Source organism: Nostoc sp., from assembly GCF_036917435.1.
Classification (GTDB): Bacteria; Cyanobacteriota; Cyanobacteriia; order Cyanobacteriales; family Nostocaceae; genus Nostoc.
In genome coordinates this window covers 134,112-160,389 of the sequence record NZ_JBALDM010000012.1, presented here as the reverse complement: position 1 = coordinate 160,389, position 26,278 = coordinate 134,112, and the positions used below count along the sequence as shown (strand labels likewise).

At 41.4% G+C, this 26,278-nt stretch carries 18 protein-coding genes and 1 CRISPR repeat array; of the genes, 12 read left to right on the top strand and 6 right to left on the bottom strand.

All coding sequences use genetic code 11. From position 1 onward, the window contains the following. Positions 1-14: 14 nt before the first annotated feature. Positions 15-1,020: a CRISPR direct-repeat array (repeat unit 35 nt; unit sequence GTTTAAATTCCTTTACCCCTCACGGGGATGGAAAC). A 137-nt stretch (positions 1,021-1,157) separates the two neighbouring features. Both cobM and lgt read right to left on the bottom strand, forming a co-directional pair. After that, positions 1,158-1,949, bottom strand: a complete 792-nt coding sequence (cobM, locus tag V7K98_RS05325) for a precorrin-4 C(11)-methyltransferase (RefSeq protein WP_335019857.1) — start codon at positions 1,947-1,949, stop codon at positions 1,158-1,160. Between the two features lie 303 nt (positions 1,950-2,252). After that, on the bottom strand, positions 2,253-3,146 hold the full coding sequence (gene lgt, locus V7K98_RS05320; protein ID WP_335019785.1) for a prolipoprotein diacylglyceryl transferase: 894 nt from the start codon (positions 3,144-3,146) through the stop codon (positions 2,253-2,255). 437 nt (positions 3,147-3,583) lie between these two features. Between lgt and coaD the strand changes: the two genes are divergently transcribed. The 3 genes from coaD to V7K98_RS05305 all read left to right on the top strand — a co-directional run bounded on the left by coaD (position 3,584) and on the right by V7K98_RS05305 (position 5,188). Beyond that, complete coding sequence (gene coaD, locus V7K98_RS05315; RefSeq protein WP_335019784.1) at positions 3,584-4,138, top strand: pantetheine-phosphate adenylyltransferase; 555 nt, start codon at positions 3,584-3,586, stop codon at positions 4,136-4,138. Next, entirely contained in the window at positions 4,045-4,716 is a 672-nt protein-coding gene (locus V7K98_RS05310; RefSeq protein ID WP_335019783.1) for a DivIVA domain-containing protein, read from the top strand. Before coaD ends, V7K98_RS05310 begins: the two co-directional genes overlap by 94 nt. 145 nt (positions 4,717-4,861) lie before the next feature. Then, complete coding sequence (locus V7K98_RS05305) at positions 4,862-5,188, top strand: Ycf66 family protein (protein ID WP_335019782.1); 327 nt, start codon at positions 4,862-4,864, stop codon at positions 5,186-5,188. A 94-nt stretch (positions 5,189-5,282) separates the two neighbouring features. On the opposite strand, the gene V7K98_RS05300 is transcribed toward V7K98_RS05305, so the two are convergent. The 4 genes from V7K98_RS05300 to cysS all read right to left on the bottom strand — a co-directional run bounded on the left by V7K98_RS05300 (position 5,283) and on the right by cysS (position 9,798). Next, positions 5,283-6,629, bottom strand: coding sequence for a TldD/PmbA family protein (locus tag V7K98_RS05300; RefSeq protein WP_335019781.1), 1,347 nt, complete (start codon positions 6,627-6,629; stop codon positions 5,283-5,285). A gap of 161 nt (positions 6,630-6,790) precedes the next feature. Further along, positions 6,791-8,230, bottom strand: coding sequence for a TldD/PmbA family protein (locus tag V7K98_RS05295; RefSeq protein WP_335019780.1), 1,440 nt, complete (start codon positions 8,228-8,230; stop codon positions 6,791-6,793). Then, complete coding sequence (locus V7K98_RS05290) at positions 8,220-8,378, bottom strand: histidine kinase (protein ID WP_335019779.1); 159 nt, start codon at positions 8,376-8,378, stop codon at positions 8,220-8,222. The genes V7K98_RS05295 and V7K98_RS05290 overlap by 11 nt, the downstream gene beginning before the upstream one ends. Next, positions 8,353-9,798, bottom strand: coding sequence for a cysteine--tRNA ligase (gene cysS / locus V7K98_RS05285; RefSeq protein ID WP_335019778.1), 1,446 nt, complete (start codon positions 9,796-9,798; stop codon positions 8,353-8,355). Before cysS ends, V7K98_RS05290 begins: the two co-directional genes overlap by 26 nt. 137 nt (positions 9,799-9,935) lie before the next feature. Between cysS and V7K98_RS05280 the strand changes: the two genes are divergently transcribed. The 9 genes from V7K98_RS05280 (at position 9,936) to hpsE (V7K98_RS05240) (ending at position 26,276) form a co-directional block, all read left to right on the top strand. Beyond that, positions 9,936-11,042, top strand: a complete 1,107-nt coding sequence (locus V7K98_RS05280; RefSeq protein WP_335019777.1) for a CobW family GTP-binding protein — start codon at positions 9,936-9,938, stop codon at positions 11,040-11,042. A 489-nt stretch (positions 11,043-11,531) separates the two neighbouring features. After that, positions 11,532-15,062, top strand: coding sequence for a methionine synthase (gene metH, locus V7K98_RS05275; RefSeq protein WP_335019776.1), 3,531 nt, complete (start codon positions 11,532-11,534; stop codon positions 15,060-15,062). Positions 15,063-15,394: 332 nt separating this feature from the next. Then, positions 15,395-15,658, top strand: a complete 264-nt coding sequence (locus tag V7K98_RS05270; RefSeq protein ID WP_335019775.1) for an endonuclease domain-containing protein — start codon at positions 15,395-15,397, stop codon at positions 15,656-15,658. A 778-nt stretch (positions 15,659-16,436) separates the two neighbouring features. Beyond that, positions 16,437-21,233 carry a hormogonium polysaccharide biosynthesis protein HpsA gene (gene hpsA, locus V7K98_RS05265; protein WP_335019774.1) on the top strand — a complete coding sequence of 1,599 codons (4,797 nt, stop codon included), beginning with the start codon at positions 16,437-16,439 and terminating at the stop codon, positions 21,231-21,233. 28 nt (positions 21,234-21,261) lie between these two features. Then, positions 21,262-21,987 (top strand): hormogonium polysaccharide secretion pseudopilin HpsB, encoded by a 726-nt coding sequence (gene hpsB, locus V7K98_RS05260; RefSeq protein ID WP_335019773.1) that lies wholly within the window; start codon positions 21,262-21,264, stop codon positions 21,985-21,987. A gap of 390 nt (positions 21,988-22,377) precedes the next feature. Continuing rightward, complete coding sequence (gene hpsC, locus V7K98_RS05255) at positions 22,378-23,379, top strand: hormogonium polysaccharide secretion pseudopilin HpsC (RefSeq protein ID WP_335019772.1); 1,002 nt, start codon at positions 22,378-22,380, stop codon at positions 23,377-23,379. Between the two features lie 36 nt (positions 23,380-23,415). Next, positions 23,416-24,099 (top strand): type II secretion system protein, encoded by a 684-nt coding sequence (locus V7K98_RS05250; protein ID WP_335019771.1) that lies wholly within the window; start codon positions 23,416-23,418, stop codon positions 24,097-24,099. 215 nt (positions 24,100-24,314) lie between these two features. Continuing rightward, positions 24,315-25,274: a hormogonium polysaccharide biosynthesis glycosyltransferase HpsE gene (gene hpsE, locus V7K98_RS05245; protein ID WP_335019770.1), complete on the top strand. Its 960-nt coding sequence runs from the start codon at positions 24,315-24,317 to the stop codon at positions 25,272-25,274. 3 nt (positions 25,275-25,277) lie between these two features. Beyond that, a complete protein-coding gene (gene hpsE / locus V7K98_RS05240) occupies positions 25,278-26,276 on the top strand; it encodes a hormogonium polysaccharide biosynthesis glycosyltransferase HpsE (RefSeq protein WP_335019769.1) in 999 nt (332 codons plus the stop codon). The last annotated feature ends 2 nt before the right edge of the window (positions 26,277-26,278 follow it).

Sequence of the window (26,278 nt, the reverse complement as noted above, 5' to 3'; positions counted from 1 at the left end):
TCTGAAAGAGTAGGGTTTAAATTCCTTTACCCCTCACGGGGATGGAAACTTTTTGGGGTGGTTGGTTTTGGGGACGGTTGCCTCCAGAGTTTAAATTCCTTTACCCCTCACGGGGATGGAAACTCCAGGAATGATTCCTGCTTCACTTATACCCTTCAAAACAGTTTAAATTCCTTTACCCCTCACGGGGATGGAAACATCCTATGTTATTGGTTGTAACCAACAGTATAAATAGTTTAAATTCCTTTACCCCTCACGGGGATGGAAACCTTTGCCACTAAATCTTCTGATGCACCCTGGGTTAGTTGAACTTGTTTAAATTCCTTTACCCCTCACAGGGATGGAAACCTCTTTCTTGTTTTTGTTTCCAGTAACACTCATCCCCTCTGTTTAAATTCCTTTACCCCTCACGGGGATGGAAACCTGAATATTGATACTTACGGAATAAGCCAAAGGGTAATTGTTTAAATTCCTTTACCCCTCACGGGGATGGAAACTCTGTTTGGAAATCAGACCACTGAGTTCCACGCACATTTGTGTTTAAATTCCTTTACCCCTCACGGGGATGGAAACAATGGCCTAAGTTCTTCGTCATTTGCTGCAAAGTTAAAGTTTAAATTCCTTTACCCCTCACGGGGATGGAAACTATTCCTGATTTAAGGAGTAACTCTAAAAAAACTAAAAAGTTTAAATTCCTTTACCCCTCACGGGGATGGAAACAACAGGATGTGATCAACATCCATAACTAGCATTTGGTTTAAATTCCTTTACCCCTCACGGGGATGGAAACTTTTTCCCATTGAATTCACTAACAAGTTTGTTAGCAATTTCGTTCGTGTTTAAATTCCTTTACCCCTCACGGGGATGGAAACACTGAGTTCATAGTAGAGGAACCGTCTGGCTTGGTACTCATCGTTTAAATTCCTTTACCCCTCACGGGGATGGAAACCCTCTACTATGAACTCAGCAGGTAACGGTATTGCAGGTTTAAATTCCTTTACCCCTCACGGGGATGGAAACTTATTTACCATATAACTTTCGATTGCCGATAAACGAGTTTAAATGTCAAGGAGATGAGTGGGATGGGGGAGATGAGGGAGTGAGGGAGAATAACTCTTAATTCAGCACTCAGAACTCTTTTGCTCAATGCCCAATCTTCAGTTATGAGACGAGCGAAATAGGTGACTATGTTCGGGATGATATAAACGCGATCGCCCCGTTGTTGTTGAGAGTGCTGGACTGATTATATAAAGCGTAGTGCGAATTAGTTTTTCTTTATGAGTGCATTCCGCCATTTCATTCAGGGGGACAACCCTGATTTTTTCATCCGGCCAGCCGATGCGAAAACAAATTGCAATGGGGGTTTCGGCTGGATAGTGTTCGAGTAATTTTGCTTGGGCATTTTCGACGTGACGCGCACTCAGATATAGGCAGAGGCTAGCCTGATGTGCTGCAAGAGTAGCTAATTCCTCAGTAGCGGGGACTTCTGTACGTCCACTGATGCGGGTTAAAATGATGGTTTGGACTAAACCGGGGACAGTCAACTCAACTTTGAGTTTGGCAGCAGCAGCTTGAAAAGCGCTGATACCAGGTATGACTTCAAAAGGAATATTTGCCTCTGCAAGGAGGTGCATTTGCTCGTGGATGGCGCTGTAGAGACTAGGATCGCCAGAATGGAGACGGACGACAGATTTTTGTTGCGATCGCACCCTATCGATCATAATCGGTACAATCTCTTCTAAAGTCTGATTCGCAGTTCTAATTATCTCCGCATCTTCTCGGCAAAGTTCTAAAATCTGTTCGGGGATTAAAGAATCAGCAAATAAAATCACATCAGCAACAGCCAGTAATTTCTGCGCCTTCACCGTCAATAAATCAGGATCTCCAGGGCCTGCACCGACAATATACACAGATGGTTCTATGGCATATAGCGTTTTTTTATAACTCAGGTTTTCTGTATATTCACTTTTAAAAGAACCCACAGCAATCCCTCAAAAAACTTTTTTGATATTTTCTCAGTATCTTTCCTGATTCACTCTCTTTCCCTAGTAGAGAGTAATGGTAGATGCACCCTGGTTAAGCCCTAGAAAATATTCTGGGGCATTTTTTATTTTTGGGAATTGGGCATTGGGAATTGGGCATGGGGCATGGGGCATTGGGCATTGGGCATTAATTATTTATTCTGCTTGTCTCCTTCATCCCACTCAGCACTCAGCACTCAGCACTCAGCACTCAGCACTAGCACTCAAAACTCATCCCCTCATCTCCCCATTCCCCTTGGGAGTATTCACTACATCGGGTAAAGGGCGTTTAAGTAAGTAAAGCCAAGCTAATCCAACTAATCCTAATAAAATCCCTAGACTACTGACTACTTGTGCCATCCGTAATGGCCCCAGCATCAAGCTATCAGTGCGGAAACCTTCAATCCACAAGCGTCCTAAGCTGTAGGCTGGCCAGTAAACTAAAAATAGCGTGCCTACCTTCAAACGAGGCTTACCGGATAAAGACCGGAAAAACAATGTTATTAGCAGCGAAAACACCATTAAATCCCACAGAGACTCATACAGGAAGGTGGGATGGAAATAATCGAAACTAGCATAAGCTAGAGGACGATGGTCTGGTGGAATATACAGCTTCCAGGGTAAATCAGTAGGATCGCCAAAAGCTTCAGAATTAAAGAAATTGCCCCAACGTCCGATCGCTTGCCCTAAAATCAGCGAAGGCGCTACTAAATCTGCCAGTTGCCAGAAAGAAACCTGCTTGATTTTGGCAAAGATTAACGCAGCTATAACGCCACCAAGAATTGCTCCGTGAATGGCAATACCACCTTCCCAGATAGCAAAGATTTTTCCGGGAGTTGGGGCATATTTTGACCATTCAAAGAAAACATAATATAGCCGTGCGCCGGGAATTGCCCCAATCAACAACCAAAAGAACAAATCGCCTAGCAACTCAGGATTGACGTTACGGCGCTTTGCGAACTCCTGAGAGAGGATTACGCCAATTAAAACAGCCGTGGCAATCAACAAGCCATACCAACGGATACTTAAATGGATACCTAGTATATCTAAATCTAATTTCACCAGAATAGGTCCTGGAGAAGCAAATTGAAATGCCAAGGGCAAGGCGGAAAAATCCAGTGCCATGAGAAATTACCTAGAAAAGTTCGTTAACTACCCGCGCACTTTGCTAAGTACGGAGTTTCTTGGATCTCGAATACTAGAATTACACTTAAAATCCAGCATCCATATTTAGGAGTCTAATTCCTAACGCCTAGTTGAGCATAACTTGTACCACTAAAACAATTGAGTTTACCATTCTTGCTTAGAGGTTGTTTGAAAAGTGGTATGTTGTAATTTTTATCGAATTATTACCCCCCTTAGTCCCCCCTTATAAAGGGGGGAAATAAGAAAATCCGGTTCCCTCCCCTTTATAAGGGGAGGGTTAGGGTGGGGTAAAAATATTTGATACATCAATCATGACTTTTCAAACATCCTCTTAGAGCGCAAGATGGTAAATTTGAGTAAGTTACACAAAATAGTTTCGATATAATCACCTAAACAACTTTGATATATCTAAAATTGTGATTGCTATTTATCCTGGTAGCTTCGACCCCATCACCTTGGGACACCTAGACCTCATCCAGCGCGGTTGTCGGCTGTTTGAGCGGGTAATTGTCGCTGTACTGCGGAACCCAAACAAAACGCCACTTTTCAGCGTGCAGCAACGGCTAGAGCAGATCCGTCTTTCTACACAACATCTACCTAATGTAGAAGTAGACAGCTTTGATGGTCTTACCGTAAACTATGCCCAAATGCGACATGCACAAGTTTTACTTCGGGGTTTACGGGCTGTGTCAGATTTTGAAGTGGAACTGCAAATGGCTCACACGAATAAAACTCTTTCTACCCAAATAGAAACAGTTTTTCTAGCAACCTCAAATGAGTATAGTTTTTTAAGTAGTAGTGTGGTAAGAGAGATTGCAAGGTTTGGCGGCTCTATCGATCATCTTGTTCCCCCACACATTGCCCTAGATATATACCAATGCTACAACAATCACAACTCTCCAACGTTGAACCCAATCTCAACGGAAGCAATCCCCCCCCTGAAGAATATGTCGGTGGAGAGGGAAGCGTAGATATTCAGCAGGAACTCAACCGCCTAGAGGAAATAGTTCTCTCTAGTCTCAGAATTCCTCTGACGGGACGCACTCTCATAGATGAAGAAAAGCTGCTGGAACAGCTTGATTACATCCGGCTTGCTTTACCATCACTGTTTCAAGAAGCAGCAGCCATCCTTGAGCAAAAGGATGAAATTCTGCTAGAAGCGGAAGAGTATGGACAGCAGGTTGTTGAGTCCGCACAAGCAAAAAGAGCGCAAATCTTAGCTGAAAGCGATATTATTCAACAGGCGGAACAAGAAGCTGAACAACTGCGGCGACAAGTGCAACAAGAGTGTGAGGGAATAATGCAAGAAACCCTCGCCGAGATTGAGCATAAGCGGTATGCTTGTCAGCAAGAGTTAGAGCTTATGAGGCAAACTGCGATCGCTCAGGCTCAAGAAATTGAAGATGGTGCCGATCAATATGCTGATGGCATTTTGGGCAATATCGAGCAGGATCTCAAAGATATGTTGCGAATTGTCACGAACGGAAGGCAACAATTGCAAATTGATAACCTCACGCAGCGCAATTCACCGCCTAGCAAAAAAAGATAGAGATTCTAATAAGAGATGATGAAAAATTATAGGTTGGGTTTCGCTATTGCTTAACCCAACGATTTTTATTAAGGAAGATTTTTTGGGGAACCTACCGAGTCATAGATTTAAAATTTTGGCTTGTAATTAAGCAGGGTTTTTAATAATGTTCACTTTGGCTCAAGTTAACTATGGAATAAATCTAGCTGGTTTAATTGGAATTATTTATTTTCTTTGGGCAATTATTTACTTGATTTTAACAGTAGCTTGGTTATCCCAACGTGGAACCAGACTTAGAGGTTGGGCTTTAGCCCTTTACATTATCCAACTTATATTTACGCCAATTATAATGTTGTTAATTGGAGCAATCTTGTTTTTTCAAGGTTGGCGCTTAGATCCAATTCTTCAATTTGGGCAATTTTTATCGTTGCTATTAATTCTTTACCTGAGTATCAAAGATATTGTAATTAATGCAGTTTACAGAGATAGATGATTTTAGCATTTCACGAGCAACCAGATCCCCGACTTCTTTGAGAAGTCGGGGATCTACTTATTACAAATTGATCAAAAACGCAATTAATATCTGATTACAGGGTGTAAGTAAAATCTTTCACCAACATACCGGGAACTAAACTACCTCCTAGTTGGCGACTATCATAAGTGCCTACTTCGGGAATAAATTCTTGAAAATCAGTCAAATCTACTAGATTTTCTCCCCAGAAGCGATAAAGACTTTCATCAAAACGTAAGTTTTCAATGGGAGCGATAATTTCTCCTTTTTCTACCCAAAAACAGGCATAGCGAGTCATACCTGTGATTCTACCAGTTTGGCGATCGCTCCAGTTCAAGTAATGCAAATTTGATAAATACAATCCTGTATCCAATTTCGGAAGAATTTGCTCAAATACTAAATTTCCTGGACTGATTTCTGGCGCACGTAGAGTTTCTGAACCATTAGCACCATTCGCAGTTTTCTGATATTCCTTAGCAGTACGAGAATTCACCAGAGTGTTTACCAAACGTCCTTTTTCTATCACAGGTAACTCCGGTGCTGCCATTTCTCCCAATTCATTAAATCGGGGTACTAATCCGCGCTGAAAGTTTTCTTTCAAACTAAATGCTGGCGAAAGTTGTTTTTCTTGACGCGATAAAGCAGCTAAAGCACTATTTCCTTGTTGGATATCAGCTTCACTTATAGCTCCCCAAGAAAGCATCAGTAATAAATCTGCAACAGCAGCAGGTGCAAAATAAGTTTTATATTGTCCGCGTGGCAGTTCTTTCGCTGGGTGAGCAAGCAATTCGAGTTGCTTTTTGCCTTCGCTGATTTTGGCTATATAAGCAGATTCATCCCAGTTATTACCTGCAAATGTGCCCTTAACAGCTTGTTCAGAGGCAGAAAATAAGGAATAATCTAAGGTAAAAGAATCAGTAGCAAACCAATGTTTTTGACCATTGGAGTCACCATAACCTTTAATTACTATTCCTCCAGCATATATACCAGTAAAATCTAATTCAGCAACTTGTTCTAATACACTTTTTACTACTGCTTCCTCTGCCAATAAATTCCCAGAATGTACTTCTCGGCTAGTATTAGTTCCTGATGGTAAAACTAGATATGGATCGATTGGTAGTAGAAATAGTTCGCTACGTAATTCCTGTAAAGCAGAATATGCAAATTGCCAGTCTATATCCCAATTTCCAGTAAAGGGAAACTGCCGAAGACTGCTGCGTTGTTCTGCCATTAGAGTCAGTTCAATCCAACCATCAGCAACACAACCAGTTTGTCGCACTTTAGCATGATTGAAACGAGTAAATTGACTTCTTTCACTGCTTAGTTTCACAGTGAATTGTTCATTCTCTACTTTTTTGATAACTAGAGTTTCAATAAGTCGATTAAAGCTGACTTCTAACGCGGATAATTCCTCAATTTTCATGGATATTAAATATTAATAGAAAATAGATAGAGGGAAAGTTAAGAGTTAGCAGCTTTTAGTTAGGACTAAAATCCTGACTAAAAACTTTACTTTGTTTACGCCTAAATTATTAGAAGTTTTCAATTTAAAAAAGCTTCAATCGTATATAAATCCTAACTTTTTCAACTTCCTCCACCAAAAACTTCGACATTAGCAAATACACAAACGGGTGAACCATGTCCTACCCAAATAGCCTGATTTGGTTCTCCTTTTCCACAATAAGGAGTACCATACATTTGCCAGTTTTCAGCATTTCCTACTTGGATTAAGCTATGCCAAAATTCTGGTGTTGTGGCGCGATAGTTGGGATTACGGAGGGTTTTAGTGAGTTTACCATTTTCAATTAATTTAGCGTACTCACAACCAAATTGGAATTTATAGCGGCGATCGTCAATTGACCAAGATCGGTTAGATTCCATGTAAACGCCGTGTTCTATCCCGCCAATAATGTCTTCAAAAGTTGCATTTAGAGGCTCTAAATTCAAGTTACCCATGCGATCGATCGCTGGTCGATTCCATGAAGAAGCACGGGCACAGGCTACTCCTGGTACACCTGCTCTTGCTTGACTCTCTAAACTGCCTAAACCTCGTTGGAGTACTCCTTCTTTTACTAAATACTCCCGCGTTGCTACAGCACCAGTATCATCAAAGCCATAGCTAGAAAATTCACCAGCCACGGTGGGATCAAAGGTAATATTCATTAGTGGCGAACCGTATACTAGGTTGCCAAAATCACTTTTATTAACAAAGCTGCCTCCAGCATAGTTACGCTCATCTCCCAAAATTCGGTCAATTTCTAAGGGATGCCCGACACTTTCATGGATTTGCAGCATCATTTGATCTGGAGCTAAAACTAAATTGGTACGGGTAGTTGGGCATTCCTCTGCTGTCAAGAGTTCTACTGCTTGTTCCCCAATTAGCCGCACGCGATCGCATAAGTTTTCTTGTTTTAATAGTTCTAGTCCACCTTGGTAACAGTTGGCTTGTGAACCATTATTACTGCGCTGCTGCACATTGGCACCATTTTGGGCGATGGCTCCGTAATGAGTGCCTATAGATAGGGTTTTTTGATAGACTTCTGAGCCGTTGCTGCTAACAAACCAAGACTCTCTATCAATAATGCTAGCGCTGGCTATGGTTTGCACAATCTTGTCGTCAACTTTCAGCGTTTGGCAAATGCGAACCAGTAAATCGTTGATTTCTCCTGGACTCAAAGCATCTAATGGTTCAAGAAATGGAGATTTATATTCACCAACGACTTTAGGGCGCTCACTTTCACCGAAGGGATGTATCCACCATTCGCTGGCTGCTTGTGCCTGTTTATAGGCTGTTTCGGCAGCAGCTTGTAGCGAAGACGGTTCCAGAGAGTTAGTTGCTGCATAACCCAGACAGCCGTTAACCAAAACTTCCAGCATGGCTCCAACGGTGAAGGACTTACCATTTACTTGGGGTAAACCGTCACGGACTGAACGGGTAGTATAAGTGTCTTTTACCGCTCTGATACCGATCCAATCAGCAGGAATGTCGAAACTAGCGATCGCTTTTTTTAGTTCAAACCACATAATTTAAGTTAATGGGAATTGGGCATTGGGCATTGGGCATGGGGCATTGGGCATGGGGCATTGAGAATGGGGCATTGGGCATTGGGCATTGAATATTAGTTATTCTTTCTCCCTCATCTCCCCTAATTCCGGTGCCAGCGTGTACCATCACGGCTATCAATTAGCGTAATACCTTCTGCTTGGAGTTCGTCACGAATGCGATCGCTTTCGGCAAAATTTTTGGCTTTACGTGCTTCTTGCCTTTGCTGAATTTTTGCTTCAATTTCCGCATCGCTTAAACCATTACTCTTGTCAGGTTCGGCTTCCATTTCGGCTTCTAAACCCAAAACTCCAGCCAATGTGACGAGAGTTTGCCATTGCTGCTGTAACTCATCTGGTGAAGTTTCCGTTTTCCCTTCATGCACAATAATATTTCCCTCCCGGCGCAGTTCTTTGGCTAATTCAAACAGGACTGTTAAACCACCAGGAAAATTAAAGTCGTTATTCACCGTTTCTTGAAAGCGTTCAACAGTTTCAGGGAGTAGTGAGGCAGTTCCCACTCCCCAGCCTAGTTTTTTACCGTATTGGTAGCCAAATAATAAACCTTCTTTAATGGTGTGCCAACCGTTGGTTGCTGCGGCGATCGCTTCATCGGTAAAATCTATGGGTGTACGATACTGAGCAGTCAGTACAAACAACCGCACTGCCATCGCGTCAACTCCTCGATCCAGCAATTCTCGAATAGTGGTAAAGTTGCCCAAAGATTTGGACATTTTCTCACCATCTACCTTTACCATCCCGTTATGTAACCAGTAATTTGCTAGGGGTTTTCCTGTTACAGCCTCAGATTGGGCAATTTCGTTTTCGTGATGGGGAAAAATTAAGTCAGCACCACCAGCATGAATATCTATGGTATCACCCAAGCGATCGCGCACCATTGCCGAGCATTCTATATGCCACCCCGGACGACCTGCGCCCCAAGGTGACTCCCAAGCTGGCTCTCCTGGTTTTGCTGCTTTCCACAACGCAAAATCAAAGGGGTCTTTCTTTTTCTGGTACTCTGGATCTTCTACGTTTACGCGGTCGCTTTTGCCCGCTTGCATATCTTCTAACTTGCGTCCCGAAAGCTTGCCATACTCATCAAACTGCCGGACTGCGTAATACACATCGCCTTCAGAGGCATAAGCAAAACCTTTATTTTCCAACTCATTAATTAAACGCTGAATGCCGTTCATTGTGTGGGTAGCACGGGGATATTCATCAGCTTCTTTGATTCCTAACCGCGCCATATCCTCAAAATATGCTTTGATAAAGCGATCGGCTACAACTTCCATTGAGGAATGTTCAACACGGGCGCGATTGAGAATCTTGTCATCAATATCAGTAAAATTTTGGATATATCGGACTTCATAACCGATAAACTGGAGGTATCGGCGCACTACGTCCCAAACGATGCAAGCTCTAGCATGACCCAAATGGCAGTAGTCGTAAACCGTCACGCCGCAGTAATACATCTTAACCTTGCCTGGCTCGACTGTTTTAAACGGTTCTTGACGACGGGTGAGGGTATTGTAGAGTGTTAGGGTCATAACAGAGTAATGCTGAAATAAGAAAATACGTAATAATAGGGTAAAGCAGCTGGGATGGCAGTCCAGTATCCCTATGCTAGTGTTTTATGGACTATCTGCGCTACATTACTATTTTTTGACTATTTGATAACAGCGCTATGCAATCAGCAGTTACACCCGAATCTCCGGCAATGGATACGCCCAAACAAGGAATGCCAGTAACAATTATTACGGGTTTCCTCGGTAGTGGCAAGACGACTTTACTTAATCATATCCTCACCAACCAACAGGGTTTAAAAACCGCCGTTCTCGTGAATGAATTTGGTGAAATTGGCATCGATAACGAGCTAATTGTTTCCACTGGTGAGAACATGGTGGAACTAAATAATGGTTGTATCTGCTGCACTATTAATAATGATTTAGTAGATGCAGTCTACAAAGTTTTAGAACGCCAAGAAAATCTCGATTATCTAGTAGTAGAAACAACTGGATTAGCAGATCCGCTACCAGTAGCTTTAACATTTCTAGGTACAGAATTGCGAGATTTAACTCGCTTGGATTCAATTATTACCGTGGTAGACGCGGCGAATTACAGCCTAGATTTATTTAACTCTGAGGCGGCATACAGCCAGATTAATTATGGTGATGTCATTGTACTAAACAAAGCTGATTTGGTTGATGAAGCTACTTTGAATGAGTTAGAAACAAAAATTAACGAAGTTAAGGAAGGAGCGAGAATTATTCGCGCCACGCGATCGCAAGTTCCACTTCCGTTAATTCTCAGTGTCGGTCTGTTTGAGTCGGATAAATATTTTGATACAGTGGTGGATGAACACGACCATCACGACCATGATCATCACGATCATCATGACGATCATGACCACTCAACATGCGGTCACGATCATCACGATCATGACCACGATCACCATCATTCTGACCATTTAGAAAATGATGGTTTTACTTCCATCTCTTTCCAAAGTGACAAGCCTTTTTCGATTAGGAAGTTTCAGTATTTCTTAGATAACCAACTACCCTCAAATATCTTCCGAGCGAAGGGTATTATGTGGTTTGACGAAAGTCCGAAGCGTCATATTTTCCACCTTTGCGGTAAACGCTTCACCTTAGATGATGATGAATGGCAAGGTCAACTTAAAAACCAACTTGTGTTGATTGGGCAAAATATGGATCGTGAGGCTTTAATTACTCAACTCGAAAACTGTATTTGTCTACCTTCAACCTCTCGTGGTAAAGGGTTTGGGAAATAAAAGTTAGGAGTTAGGAGTAGCCCTCTCAAAGTGAAAAATAGCTGGATAATGATACAGCGTTTCTCGACCTGGTGAGGTACATCCGTAGGGGCACAGCAATGCTGTGCCCTTACACCAAGCGATATAATTTTGTACCGCATCTGAATGGGAACCGCTATACCTGCGATCGCAAACTAAAAAGTAGCGGAGGGTATGGTAAACGTTAGGTACGATAAATCGCCGTTTCTACAAGAATTTAGTCCTTTGTAGAGACGGCGATTTATCGCGTCTCTTTCATCCCGTCTTTTTCATCCCGTCTCTTGCTTTACCCAAATCGTACTGGGTGATATCGTATTGTGTCCAGTCCCATGTCTTCAACAGCATTCACTGAGGGTACTTTTGCATAATTCTGTCATCGTTTGATTAAAAGCTGCCAGAAGTATCACAATTTGGGAAAATAATAAAGTAAGTCGAATATTATACGACTAACCTAAATTCTTCTAGGAAAATATGACTCATTCTTTCCTTGAACGCCTGCGTAGTCCAGAAAGCCCAGTCCTCGTATTCGACGGGGCGATGGGAACCAACCTGCAAACCCAAAACCTGACTGCTGAAGACTTCGGCGGCCCACAGTATGAAGGTTGTAACGAATACTTAGTCCACACGAACCCCGAAGCTGTCGCTAAGGTTCATCGAGACTTTCTCGCTGCTGGTGCTGATGTCATCGAAACAGATACCTTTGGTAGTACATCCCTTGTGCTGGCAGAATATGACTTGGCAGACCAAGCTTATTACCTCAGCAAGACAGCCGCAGAATTAGCCAAGCGTGTCGCTGCGGAATTTTCCACACCAGAAAAACCCCGGTTTGTGGCAGGTTCTATCGGCCCCACAACCAAACTCCCTACCTTGGGACATATTGACTTTGACACCATGAAAGCGACTTTTGCTGAACAAGCAGAGGCGCTGTGGGATGGTGGTGTCGATTTATTTTTGGTGGAAACTTGCCAAGATGTGCTGCAAATTAAGGCGGCGCTGAATGGAATTGAAGAAGTATTTGCTAAAAAAGGCGATCGCCGTCCGTTGATGGTGTCTGTCACAATGGAAAGCATGGGGACAATGTTGGTAGGTTCAGAAATCAGTGCTGTGCTGACAATTCTGGAACATTACCCAATAGACATTCTTGGTTTAAACTGTGCCACTGGCCCAGACTTGATGAAACCACATATCAAGTATCTGTCAGAACATTCACCTTTCATCGTTTCCTGTATTCCCAACGCGGGTTTACCTGAAAACGTCGGCGGTCAAGCACACTACCGCCTGACACCGTTAGAATTACGGATGTCGCTGATGCACTTTGTTGAAGATTTGGGTGTCCAAGTGATTGGGGGTTGCTGTGGGACGCGTCCAGAACACATTCAACAATTGGCTGAACTTGCTAAAGACCTGAAGCCAAAAGTTAGACAGCCAAGTTTAGAACCAGCAGCAGCATCAATTTACACCACTCAACCTTACGATCAAGATAATTCCTTCTTGATAGTTGGCGAACGTCTTAACGCCAGTGGTTCCAAGAAGTGCCGCGATTTGCTAAATGCCGAAGATTGGGATGGACTCGTTTCAATGGCGAGGGCACAAGTCAAAGAAGGCGCACACATCCTTGATGTCAACGTCGATTATGTGGGACGTGACGGCGTGCGAGATATGCACGAATTAGTTTCGCGCATTGTCAATAATGTGACATTACCCTTAATGCTTGACTCCACCGAATGGGAAAAAATGGAGGCTGGTTTAAAGGTTGCCGGCGGTAAATGTTTGCTGAACTCCACCAACTATGAAGACGGGGAACCGCGCTTTTTGAAGGTGTTGGAGTTAGCGAAGAAATACGGTGCCGGTATAATCATTGGTACTATCGATGAAGACGGCATGGCGCGGACAGCAGACAAAAAGTTTGCGATCGCACAACGCGCCTACCGTCAAGCTGTAGAATACGGCATACCACCCACCGAAATATTCTTTGATACCCTAGCGTTACCAATTTCCACCGGGATTGAAGAAGACCGAGAAAACGGCAAAGCCACAATTGAATCCATCGGGCGAATTCGTCAAGGATTGCCTGGATGCCATGTAATTTTGGGTGTTTCCAATATTTCCTTTGGTTTAAATCCAGCCTCGCGGATGGTATTAAACTCAGTGTTTCTCCACGAAGCGACAACGGCGGGAATGGATGCAGCCATTGTCAGCGCTAACAAAATTTTACCGTTGTCTAAGATTGACGAACGCCATCAAGAAATCTGTCGCCAGTTGATTTATGATGAGCGGAAATTTGAGGGTAACGTCTGCGTTTACGATCCCTTGGGAGAGCTTACCACAGCATTTGCTGGGGTGACAACTAAGCGCGATCGCTCCTTAGATGAAAGTCTCCCCATTCCAGAACGCCTCAAACGTCACATTATCGATGGCGAACGCATTGGCTTAGAAGAACATCTCAAAAAAGCCTTAGAAGAACATCCCCCCTTACAAATTATCAACACCTTCTTGCTAGATGGCATGAAAGTTGTCGGGGAATTATTCGGTTCTGGACAAATGCAGCTACCCTTCGTCTTGCAATCTGCGGAAACCATGAAAGCGGCGGTGGCGTTTTTAGAACCGTTCATGGAAAAATCAGAATCGGGTAACAATGGCAAGGGAACCTTCATCATTGCCACAGTTAAAGGCGATGTCCACGACATTGGTAAAAACTTGGTGGATATCATCTTGTCCAACAACGGCTACAAGGTGATTAACCTGGGAATTAAACAACCAGTAGAAAACATCATCAACGCTTACGAACAGCACAAAGCTGATTGTATAGCAATGAGTGGTTTACTGGTAAAATCCACCGCCTTCATGAAAGAGAATTTAGAGGTATTTAACGAAAAGGGAATTAGTGTCCCCGTGATTTTAGGAGGTGCGGCGCTGACTCCCAAATTTGTGTATGAAGATTGTCAAAAAACCTATAAAGGTAAAGTAGTTTATGGCAAAGATGCCTTTTCTGACTTGCACTTCATGGATAAATTAATGCCAGCAAAAGTTGCCGGTAACTGGGAAGATTTGCAAGGATTTTTGAACGAAATCGAAACTGCTGAAGTTTCGACAAATGGTCACAAAGAAGCAGTAACCACAACTCCTAAAGAAACAACATCTGCTGAACCAAAAGAGGTAGATACGCGGCGTTCCGAAGCAGTAGCGATAGATATTGAACGCCCGACACCACCTTTTTGGGGAACACAGTTATTGCAGCCTAGTGATATTCCCATCGAGGAGATATTCTGGCATTTAGATTTACAAGCTTTGATTGCGGGACAGTGGCAATTCCGCAAACCAAAGGAACAATCAAAGGAAGAATATCAATCTTTCTTAGCTGAGAAAGTTTACCCAGTTTTAGAAACTTGGAAAAACCGGATTCTTGAGGAAAATCTGTTACATCCCCAAGTGATTTATGGATATTTCCCTTGTCAGTCTGAGGGGAATTCTCTACATATATATGACTCAGAAAACCAATCACAAAAAATTACAACTTTTGAGTTTCCTAGACAAAAGTCATTAAGGCGGCTGTGCATAGCAGATTTCTTTGCACCAAAAGAATCGGGAATTATAGATGTCTTCCCGATGCAAGCCGTGACTGTAGGAGAGATTGCAACCGAGTTTGGTCAAAAGCTATTTGCTGCCAACCAATACACCGATTACCTGTATTTCCACGGTATGGCAGTGCAGGTAGCAGAGGCTGTAGCTGAGTGGACACACGCCAGAATTCGCCGAGAGTTAGGTTTTACAGCTGAAGAACCCGACAATATTCGGGATATATTAGCACAACGCTATCGTGGCTCACGGTATAGTTTTGGTTATCCAGCTTGCCCGGATATGCAAGACCAATACAAGCAACTGGAGTTATTGCAGACTGACAGGATTAAATTGTACATGGATGAAAGCGAACAACTTTATCCAGAACAATCTACCACTGCAATTATTACTTACCACCCACTAGCAAAATACTTTAGCGCTTAGTCTATATCCCCTCTCATTAATCAGGCTACGGTGTACAGACAAGTTATCCAATTCCCAAAAGTCCTCAAAACCTCACCCTGTCCTATCTTTAATCCCTCTCCTTAGTAAGGAGAGGGACAGGTTTTGCATCGCAAAACCAGGGTGAGGTATCTCAGGAACTATGAGACTTAACGGTAAATGGCCTCACAAAAGACTTGTGTGTACACCATAGCCCTAATCAGGAGAGGGGTGTCCAAAGGGCAGTTATTATATTGTGGGTAATTCAAGTTATCACTTGACCTCACCCTAAGCCTCTCCTTATAAAGGAGAGGGGACTGGAATCGGAAATAGAAATGACTCAACTTTATAACAAAAATAGTGAAATAGAAAAAAGGCGACTATTACGCGAAAATATAACAAAAGCCGAGAAACTTGTTTGGGATAAAATAAGAGATAGGCAGCTTGAAAACTGCAAATTTCGTAGACAATATAGTGTAGATAAGTTTGTTATAGATTTTTACAGTTCTGAATTCAAGTTAGCTATAGAAATTGATGGCGAAAGCCATTTCCAACAAGGTGCTGCTGAATACGATAAAGCAAGACAAGAATTTATTTAATCAGCAAGAATTAAGCTTATTAGATTTACGAATAATGATGTATATGCTAATTTGTCTGGCGTGCTGGAAAGTATTGCTCAAAATATACGAAATTTAAGAGGATAGTAGTTAAACCTAATCCCCAGACCCTCTCATTATTAAACCTACCTACCAAAAATTTTGATAAACCTCACTCTCTCTATCTTCAATCCCTCTCCTTAATAAGGAGAGGGACAGGTTTTGCACAGCAAAACCAGGGTGAGGTATCTCAGGGGCTACGCGACAAATCTTAAATTGCGTCACCAAAGACTTCTCTACACACCATAGATTAACGAGAGGCAGCATTTACATCAGCAAGCACGGGCTGAGGTTGCGACACTATTGCACCAAAGTTAGAACCCCTATATCTGATTATTTTGCACCCAATTGATATCTTTCATTTAACACTTGGGTATTATAAGCCTACTCTGTTAACAACATCTTCATAAATTTGCCTTCAGATAAAATACATTTCCGCAAATTCACCGTAAAGCTATGTTCCTACTATTTGTCTGACTTGAATTAAATAATTCTCAAAAAATCAGTATTTCCCGGATAAAATGAACAATTCATAAATGATATAACTGGAAGAAATTAAATTGTTTTTGTTGTAGCTACTTTATTTTGAAGTTAGTCTAACAACATGCATTAGTTAAATAAATACAGCTTAAAATTATGCCTACGTAAAGACTTTCCATACATAGTTTAAGAGCCTACAAAATAGAAAATCCGCTACAAAGCACTTTACAGGGAAGCAGATATGTCTCGAAAATTTCAACTACTCAAGGCAATTCAAAAAACCTTCAAACAAATTAGAAAGCAGTTTATATCAGCAATTAATAAGCAAATAATTTGGCTATTACGGACTTTTTTTGGTACTCGAAGAAGACGCGGCTCGGAAAATGCTGGGTTTTTATTGCCCACAGTGGCAATGGTATTAATAGTAGTTGTATTATTGACTGCTGCCATTTTATTTAGGTCTTTTGAACGCTCCAAAAATGCCAGTAATGTCCGAGTCAATGAGGCTGTGTTAAATGCCGCAGCACCAGCCCTTGACAGAGCTAGAGCAAAATTAAACAAACTATTTTCTGACGGACAACTGCCACGAGCCGTACCTTCAGATGCAGTTTTAGAGAGTACCTTATCATTAAGTACTAATTCGAGTACTAATTTGATTGAATATACTTTAGGAGACGAAACTCCACTAAAACTACATTATAACTATACAACTCTACCAACAGGAGAAACAAGTCAGCCAGCAGATTTGACAACTGCATGGATGTTCCCAGTTGATACAAATAACAATGGGAAATTTGACAGCTATACTCTTTATGGAATTTACTTCCGAACTCCGCCTATAACTAGTGGCACATACAGCCGTCCTAGAAATCCTCTAGAGGCAAGAACTCCACCCATGACTGCTGGTAGTGTAAGCAGTGCTTGTAAAAATAATTTGGGAACAAGTGCAACTTTAGTAGGGAGTACGGGCTGGGTTAGTATTGCTAGTCAGCTCCAAAAAAGCTTTTTCGTTTACACTGCTAATGTTCCCATCACTAACGCTAACTTACCAACAGGTACTAATGCCGCTAATTACGAAGCTTTTGTAGGGAATAAAGGCTTTTCAGGTTTAGAATACGAACAAGACCGTGTACAACTACCGCTAGTTAACAATGCGGTGGTTTATAACGATGATATAGAACTTACCCCTGGTGTCCAATTTAACCTTAATGGACGAATATTGACTAATAGTAACTTATTGACTGCTAGCAATTCTAACATCAGACTTTTTCAGGTTAGTAGTCAAAATTCCTGTTTCTATAGTGAGGAGAATGCCAAAATTGTTGTAGGTGGCAATTTAGGAGCGGGTGGTTTCGTTGCTACTAGTGATTTAAATAACGCTACTACAGTGGATTTATTCCAAGGACAAGGAGCTAATACTATTCAAAATGGTGGTACTAAATCTGACAAATCAGTTACTGACCAACCGAATAATATTGCCTATAATAGCCTAGCTTATGCACAGCGCATCAATCTTTTAGTGCAAGCACAGACGAGTAATGCTGCATCTACCGATCCACAGGAAGTTCAGGATGCCATTACACAGCAATTACAACTATTAAATCTAACTACAGCTACTGCCAGCGCAGCGCAACAATCCACTGTCCGTAATAATCAGTTAGTACTTTACTTTCAAGATCGTACCCGCCGTGTACCCTATGGTGAAGTTGGTTTTGGTGCAAATGCAGTAGGGACTTATAATACTACTACGAATAAACCGATACAACCGACAACAGGAGGTGAGTCACTGCGTCCTCCAGATACTTGGGTTTATCCGTTTGCTACTAGTGATGGTAAAACTGCGACTAATTATTCCAATTTAACACTCAACCCTACGATTACTAGTACTAATATACTACCTAAAGCTACACAACCAGCTACGCAACAAATACTAGGTAAAGAACAATACCTTGGCGATCGCATTTTGCTTGGCAATAACCTACCCGCATTGTGGTGGAACGGAACCACATTTGTTGGTTCAGATACTACCACAGATACCCAAAATATTACAAATGTCAACTGGGATAATGGAAGTGGAACTCGCACTCGCAGCAGCCGTGTACAACAACTAGCTGATTTAGGAACTGTTGACCGAGATGGAGACTGGGAATCAACAGCTGCTAAAGTTCCAAGTACTCCCAGCGATCCTGTGGGTGGCTTGCGGGTAGTCACTGGTGCAGGAATTTATTTACCTCCAGGTTTTACTGTTAGTAGTACCCAAGCTGCTTTGAACACGGCGGCGGCAGCTACAAATAGAATTTGGTCAGATATGATGCCCATACCTAATACTATTGCTAGTGGCATTAATCCAGATACTTACAAAACTAATATAGTATTACCCGATACGACTAATACGCCTTATTTACGGATGCGGGCTACAGCAGTTTATCACTACCAAAAAAGTGGCTACAGTGCTACAAGCCCTACACCCATTGCTTGTATAAGTAGCTTCTACGACCCTACAAATATCACTACCGCTAAGAATCTTTCAACCCTTCCATATAATGGCAATGCGGGTGGTAACTCCCATAATGGTATTGTCTACGCAGCTCCAACAAAGGGTGTTTCTGACTATTCAGCTTTACTAAATTACCAAGCTAATTTAATGTATCCCAATGGGCGGTTGGTAAATCCAACACTGAACACCGCTATGGGGCTAGTTGCTGCCTCTGGGACACTCACAATCTCACAGCAGTCTGCTATTGATGCTTCTATTTGTGCCATCCAAATATTAGATGGTACTATCGGCTCTCCAAGTACTAGCGTCATACCTCACGGCGCAATTTCCGAAATTGCTTTTTTAGATGCGAGACAGATTAAGGCAATTCATAAAGATGTGCAAATAGATGGAAGTGGTAACATAATCCCAGGTAGAGAAACATTCACTAATGCTGATGGTGTAAATGGAAATGGAACTGGGACATCAACGCTTTGTTACTTTCAATATACCTGTACTATTAATGCAGATGGGACAGTAGCAAACGTACCAAATCCATCTACTAGTTCCTCAGATGCAGATTATAAACTCGCCAAAGAAACCCGCCAACCTCTGGAGATTCGCACCACTGTATTAGACATTAGTAAGTTGCGGGCAACAACTTATGGTACAGCAACACCACAAGAATACTTAATTCCCAATAGCGGTATTATTTACGCTACTCGTGATGATGCACTGCCGGATTTGAGTTATCCTGCTGGCATTACATCAACAGATACAGCGACACAAAAACAAACAAAACAAGATACTCAAAAATCACAAAGCCCAGTAGATTATAAACTTGACCCAACTCGTCGTCCCAACGCCATTATGTTAATCAATGGCAACCCACTCTGGCGTGTTCAGGCTTACAGAGATGCAGAAAAAGGCTTAATTCTAGCTTCTAACTTGCCTGTATATATTCTAGGCGACTTTAATAAACATACCCAGCAAGAGTTTATTACACTTCTAGCTAGTGATTGGAGCAATTTTTACTCTCGCGGGGGTACTCAATCAGACTTTAATCCAAACTTTGCTTGTCGTACTGGTGACTCTCGACTCCCAAATTGTACCACTGGGGACGCATGGCGACCTGCCAGCGTGTTGTCAGATGCAATCACACTTCTTTCTAATAACTATAAGACAGGCTACCGCAGTGATGGAGACTATGACCTGAATAATAACTTGGGGGATAACGCTTCTATTACCGCATTTCAGAACAATGGGTTGGCTAACAACGCTAATGTCGTCAATGCTGCCTGGTATGACACCGCTAATAGTGACTGGCCCCTTAGCACTGCAAACAGTTCTTACCTCAATAACCTTGTTACACCCATCCAGCGAAGGATAAATGATACAAGTAATTTAAAACCAGAATATTTAATGGAAGTCTGTCAGAAATTACCTGTTTCAGCTTGCAATCCGGCTACTGATTGGTGGGTAGCACTACCTGGCGATGTTATTGCATATCCACTAGGTCTAAGAGCCTCGGATGTTACTGGTACTGCTGGTACTCCTGACACTAGACAGACTTTTTCTTTGACTACTCATTTAGCAGGTACAACAGCACAATCACCGACTAATCCTAAATATCTGAGCTATCCTCGGCGTGTTGCCTTTCTCCGTGGGACATTAACAAAACCTGTAACAAGGGGAGCACCTCCAACAACTTATACAAGTGGAGAACTAGCACTTGATTCCAGTAATCAACCAACCATTATAGGTATCCAGGGGGGGAAAATAACTTCATTTCCAGTGAGTGGTTTTAGTAGTAGTAGTCCAGATCCCAAAGCTAATGCTCTATGGTTCAAATCAGGCAATAGTCTCACTAGTCCCCCAACATTTTTAACAACAATATCTACTACTAATACAACAGCCCAACCAATTTTATCGCCAGTGTTACAAATTAACGTTGCTTTCAGCACTACTGATGAGGGAGCAGCACCATCAGGATCTAATAACCTAATAGGCCCTAGTAATACACAGGATTCTTTTTGGCTACAAAAAGCAACAGCTACCACCTTTAACTTAGTCGCAGCAGGGGGAGACACGCCAGCTCGCCCTACAGAAGATAATGGTGGTTTACACAACTTTGTTCGGCTCTTGGAAAATTGGAACCCAACTGGTGGCTTAAGCGATGCTATAGCAGCTACAATTAGCGGCTCTTTTATCCAAAGAACTCGTAGTGCCTATGCTACTGCCCCATTTTACGCATTCTTAAATAACTCATCTAGCGTAGTATATCCGATCGCTAATTCTGGTGGTCTAGTACCTTTCTACCTAGCTCCCAATCGGCAATGGGGTTATGATGTCGCCTTGTTATCGCAATCACCAGACGCATTTTCGCAAAAGTTAGCGATAACGCCAAATAACAAACCCAATGAGTACTTCCGGGAAGTTGGTCGAGACGATGTATGGATGCAAACGTTGTTGTGTGCCAAAAAAGCCTCAGATAGTGGTTATATCCTTGATGAAACTCAACGCAATACTGCTCTCTGCCCATCTCCACCTCCATCACCATAATTAAGATGTCAAAAACTGTTTAGTAACTATGATTAAGCGCAAACAACAGCAAATAATTCACCCATCTGGTGAAGCTGGTTTTACGATCATTGAGTCGCTGGTAGCAATAATCATAGTTGCTATTGCACTGGCAGCGATCGCACCTACCATCGTCATTGCCACAGCAACCCGCGTCCAATCAAAACGTGTAGAACAAGCCACCCAAGCTGCCAGAACTTTTATTGACGGCGTGAAAACCACAGCAGTAACAATCCCTGCTACCACTATTACACTGACTCAATCAGCCGTTGCAACACCCAGAAGTTTAGGTGACAATTTACTCAATACCACAAATATGCCAGTTCCTACAACATCAACATCGTTATATTGTGTGACAAAAGATTCAAATAACAACCTAGCTATTACTAACCCAGACTGTACTACTCCGCCAACTGGTGTAACCAACTTATTTTACATTCAGGCTGTAAAAGTCATAGTAACAGGAAGCACCCCAACTGATAGCACAGGTCTACCAAAGGATGGCTACCGTTTGGGAATTCGAGTTTATCGATCAGATATTGACTTTACTAAAACTGTTAGCGCTAGCAACGGTGACAAAAAAACACAAAGAATTTTCACAGGTAGTTTAGGCGATCGTCAATCTCCACTAGTGGAAATGACAACTGAGATTGGCTCTAAAAACACTTCCTTCAATGCTCTGTGTCAGCGCCTTGCTATTACTGGCAGCACCACGACTAACAGCAGTTGTAATTAAATTATGTGCCATTAATTAAGTAGGTTGGTGTGAAAATCTCTAACTATTTAATTGCGATCGCAATGTAGCAAAGTGAAGTAATCACAACCCTTTCAATACTTTTACATTGTGTTAGATAGTTAAGTTAATTTGTCCCTACCTAAATGAGATATATCGTACTCCCCTCCTCGCTTGCGGGGAGGGGTTCTTGGACTTCACTCAACTGAGAACTGCTTTAACGCTCAATCGCTAACTACGAACTTCAATTTATTTATATTTGACCACTCTCATTAAAATATTTATATTTTAATGAGAGTGTGTGTTCAACAAATATAATTATTTACCTTACGGATAAAGTTTAAATCACAATTTATTAGATGTGTTTCTCTCACTAAAGGGCAGACCATAATTATGAAGAATGTACTCAGATTTTTTATCAAAATTCAGATTAAAAGCCCTAAGTTTGTTCAGCAAGTTAATGGCTTTACCCTGATAGAACTTTTGGTAGCCTTATTGCTGGCATTTCTCGTGCTTACACCACTACTAGGATTCATGGTTAATATTCTCAGCACAGATCAGAAAGAGCAAGCCAAGGCAAATTCTGAACAAGAAATCCAGACAGCACTTGATTACATTACCAATGATTTACAACAAGCTGTTTACATATATGATAAAACTGCACTCACTACTAATTCAAATAGTGTCGCAGCAAGCTCAGGAATTCAAGACCAAATACCCCCTGTTAAACCAGCTGGTGTTTGTACTAGTTCTTCTACTTGTCAACCAATTCTGGTGTTTTGGAAACGCAAGTTTGTCTCAGGTGCGATTACACTTTCTAGCAGCACTACATCAAACACAACAGATGATACTTTTGTTTACTCACTAGTTGCCTACTATTTAATCAAAGATAGTAGTACTACTTGGTCAAAAGCGGCTCGTATTGCCAGATTTGAAATTAGTGATGGAGTTCTGGCTACTGGTGGTACTAGTAGTGCTACTTGTACTGGTTATAGTGACACATATATTGACAACACCAGCCACTGCCCCGATGTAGGTTTTCAGCGTTTTAACCTGAATCTAGCAGGAGCAACAGGTCTAACTAACAAAATGAATTCATGGAAAGCTACAGCCTCGGCAACTTACACTCAACAACCTTTAATATTAGTCGATTTTATCGATCAAACCTCTATTGCAACAAATCCTACTTGCCCCACTGGAACACTTAGCCCAGCTAGTCTCATGGGCTTTTATGCTTGCATTGATGTTGCTAACACTACAGCACAGGTGTTTTTACGAGGTAATGCACTAGCTCGGTTGCAAAATACCAATTTTGATTACTCTTCAAGTAACCAAACCTACTTTCCGACAGCAAACCGCCGCGTACAGGGACGTGGATATTTATTTACTAAATAAACTTGATATACACAGCACAACTAATGGTGGAGCATTATGGGCAACCTAACTTTAAAGTTATTACACACTAAGATGTGTAATAAAGATACCAAGGAGCGATTTCATCGTCAACAGGATTCTGGCTTTACCTTAATAGAAGTGCTTGTAGTGGTGCTAATGATCGGAATTTTATCAGCGATCGCAGTTCCTAGCTGGTTTTCTTTTGTGAACCGACAACGCTTGAATAAAGCTCAAGATGCCGTTTTAGCCTCCATACAGCAAGCACAGCAAACAGCTAAAAACAAAAAACTTAGCTACAGTGTCAGTTTTACAACTAATAGCACCAATGTAATAAAAGTTGCTGTTTATCCCAGCAGTTCCTCTGGTATTGCCTTAACTGACAATAGCTGGCAAAGTTTGGGCGGAGATTTGCAAATTCCAGCAGGTTCAGTTTTGTTGAGTACTAACATTGCTACTCCAAACAAAATTGACACTACAATATCCAACACTAAGTCTACACCATACGCTTCTACCACTCAACAACACACTATTACCTTTGACTATCTCGGTACTCTACCACCAGATGCCAACTTTGGTACAATCGCGTCAGGTTCAACAGATGCACCAGGTTTAAAAATTGTGCTGGCTTCTGGATCATCCTCTAATAGCTTAAAACGATGCGTCATTGTGGACACTCTCTTGGGCGCAACTTTTAGGAAAAAAGATAGTGAGTGCAATTAGATACACTTGTATCAATAAAATAAAAAAGATACCTAAAAATACGGTATATAAAATAGAGGTAGAGATAGCAAAATTGAGAGAGAGGTCGGATTCTATCTGGTTTTATATGTTTGACTGATTATTAACTACAAGAAAAAATTGTAACATTTTATAGTGTGTTCATTACTTGAGCATACTATAAAGAGCATCACACTTAGAAATATAACTTTAGAGCAATGAACAATTGCCTTGACTTTACTGTAGCCATACCAACTTATAACGGTGAAAGTCGTTTGCCTGAACTACTAGAACGACTACAAAACCAACTTCACACCGAAAATTTGTCTTGGGAAATTATAGTTGTAGACAATAACAGCACTGACAACACAGCTAAACTTGTTCAAACCTATCAAAAAAATTGGCAGTCTCCTTACCCTTTAAAATATTGCTTTGAAGCGCAACAGGGAGCAGCCTATGCCCGAAAAAGGGCAGTAGCAGAAGCAAAAGGTAGATTCATAGGTTTTCTAGATGATGACAACTACCCAGTCTCAAATTGGGTATCAGCAGCTTATGCTTTTGGTGAAAAATATCCGAAGGCGGGAGCTTATGGCAGCCAAATCCATCCTGATTGGGAAGTAGAACCACCAGAAAACTTCCAGCGAATTGCCCCATTCTTAGCAATTACAGAGCGAGGTAATTTGCCACTATTATATGAAGCAGCTAAAAAATTACTACCACCGTCTGCTGGACTTGTTATCCGTAAACAAGCTTGGTTAGAAAGTGTACCAGATAAATCTATTTTAACTGGCAGAGTTAAAGGCAATATGCTTACCAGTGAAGACTTAGAAATGTTGTCTTACATCCAAAAATCAGGATGGGAGATTTGGTATAACCCAGAAATGGAAATTTCTCACAAAATACCCAAATCTCGTTTACAAAAAGATTATTTAATTCCATTTTTTCGAGGCATTGGACTTAGCCGTTATGTAACTAGAATGGTTAACATAAAACAGATATATAGACCAGTAGCTCTTTTATCTTATATGATAAATGACCTGCGTAAAATTGTTTTACACCTACTCAAATATCGAACTAAGCTAAAACAAGATTTAGTAGTTGCTTGCGAAATGGAACTTTTTTTAAGTAGTTTCATTAGCCCTTTATATCTTTGGAAAAACGGGTATTTAAAAAAATAATTTATGAAAACATTAAGTATTCTGGCTGAATTAGCAGTTGAAAATTTAGATGTTAGCGTAGCTATTCCTGCATACAATGGAGCAACTCGCTTACCTAAAATATTAGATAAACTCTTAAACCAGATAGGAGTAGAACAACTTCGCTGGGAAATTATTATTGTAGATAACAATAGTTCTGATAACACATCTGAAATAATTCATAACTATCAAAAAATATATGATGGAAATTGTCGTTTAAGATATTTTTTAGAATCTGAGCAGGGAGCCGCTTTTGCACGATTACGGGCAGTACGTGAGGCAAGAGGTGAGCTAATAGCATTTTTAGATGATGATAATTTACCTGATTCTGATTGGTTAGCCCAAGCATATACCTTTGGATTAGAGCATCCTCAAGCAGGTGCTTGGGGCGGACAGATTCATGGAGATTTTGAAGTAAAGCCACCAGAAAATTTTGAAATAATTCAAGCTTTTTTAGCTATCAGAGAACATGGCTCAAACCCACATTTATTTGATGCAGAGAACTTAAGACTCCCTCCTGGGGCGGCACTTGTTGTCAGGAAACAAGTATGGTGTGAAAATGTACCACAACGACCTAATTTAAGCGGTAAATTGCCTGGGATTTTGGTGCAGGGTGATGACTATGAACCATTGCTTTATATACATTATGCAGGCTGGCAAATTTGGTATAACCCTACTATGCATACTTACCATCAAATACCGCATTGGCGACTAGAAAGAGATTACCTATTAACTCTGGCGCGTGGTTGCGGCTTGTGTATTTTCCAGCTACGCTTGATAAATACTAAAAATTGGCAAAAACCAATAGTTTTTTTGAAAACTATTTTAGGGAATTTACGTCGAGTATTACAGCACCTCATTCAGTATAGAGGTAAATTGAAAACTAATTTAATTGCTCTTTTTGAAATAGAGTTTTACTTGGCTAGTATGATGAGTCCTATTTACTACTTAAAATCTAATTTGGGCAGAGGGTTAAAAAATTAAAT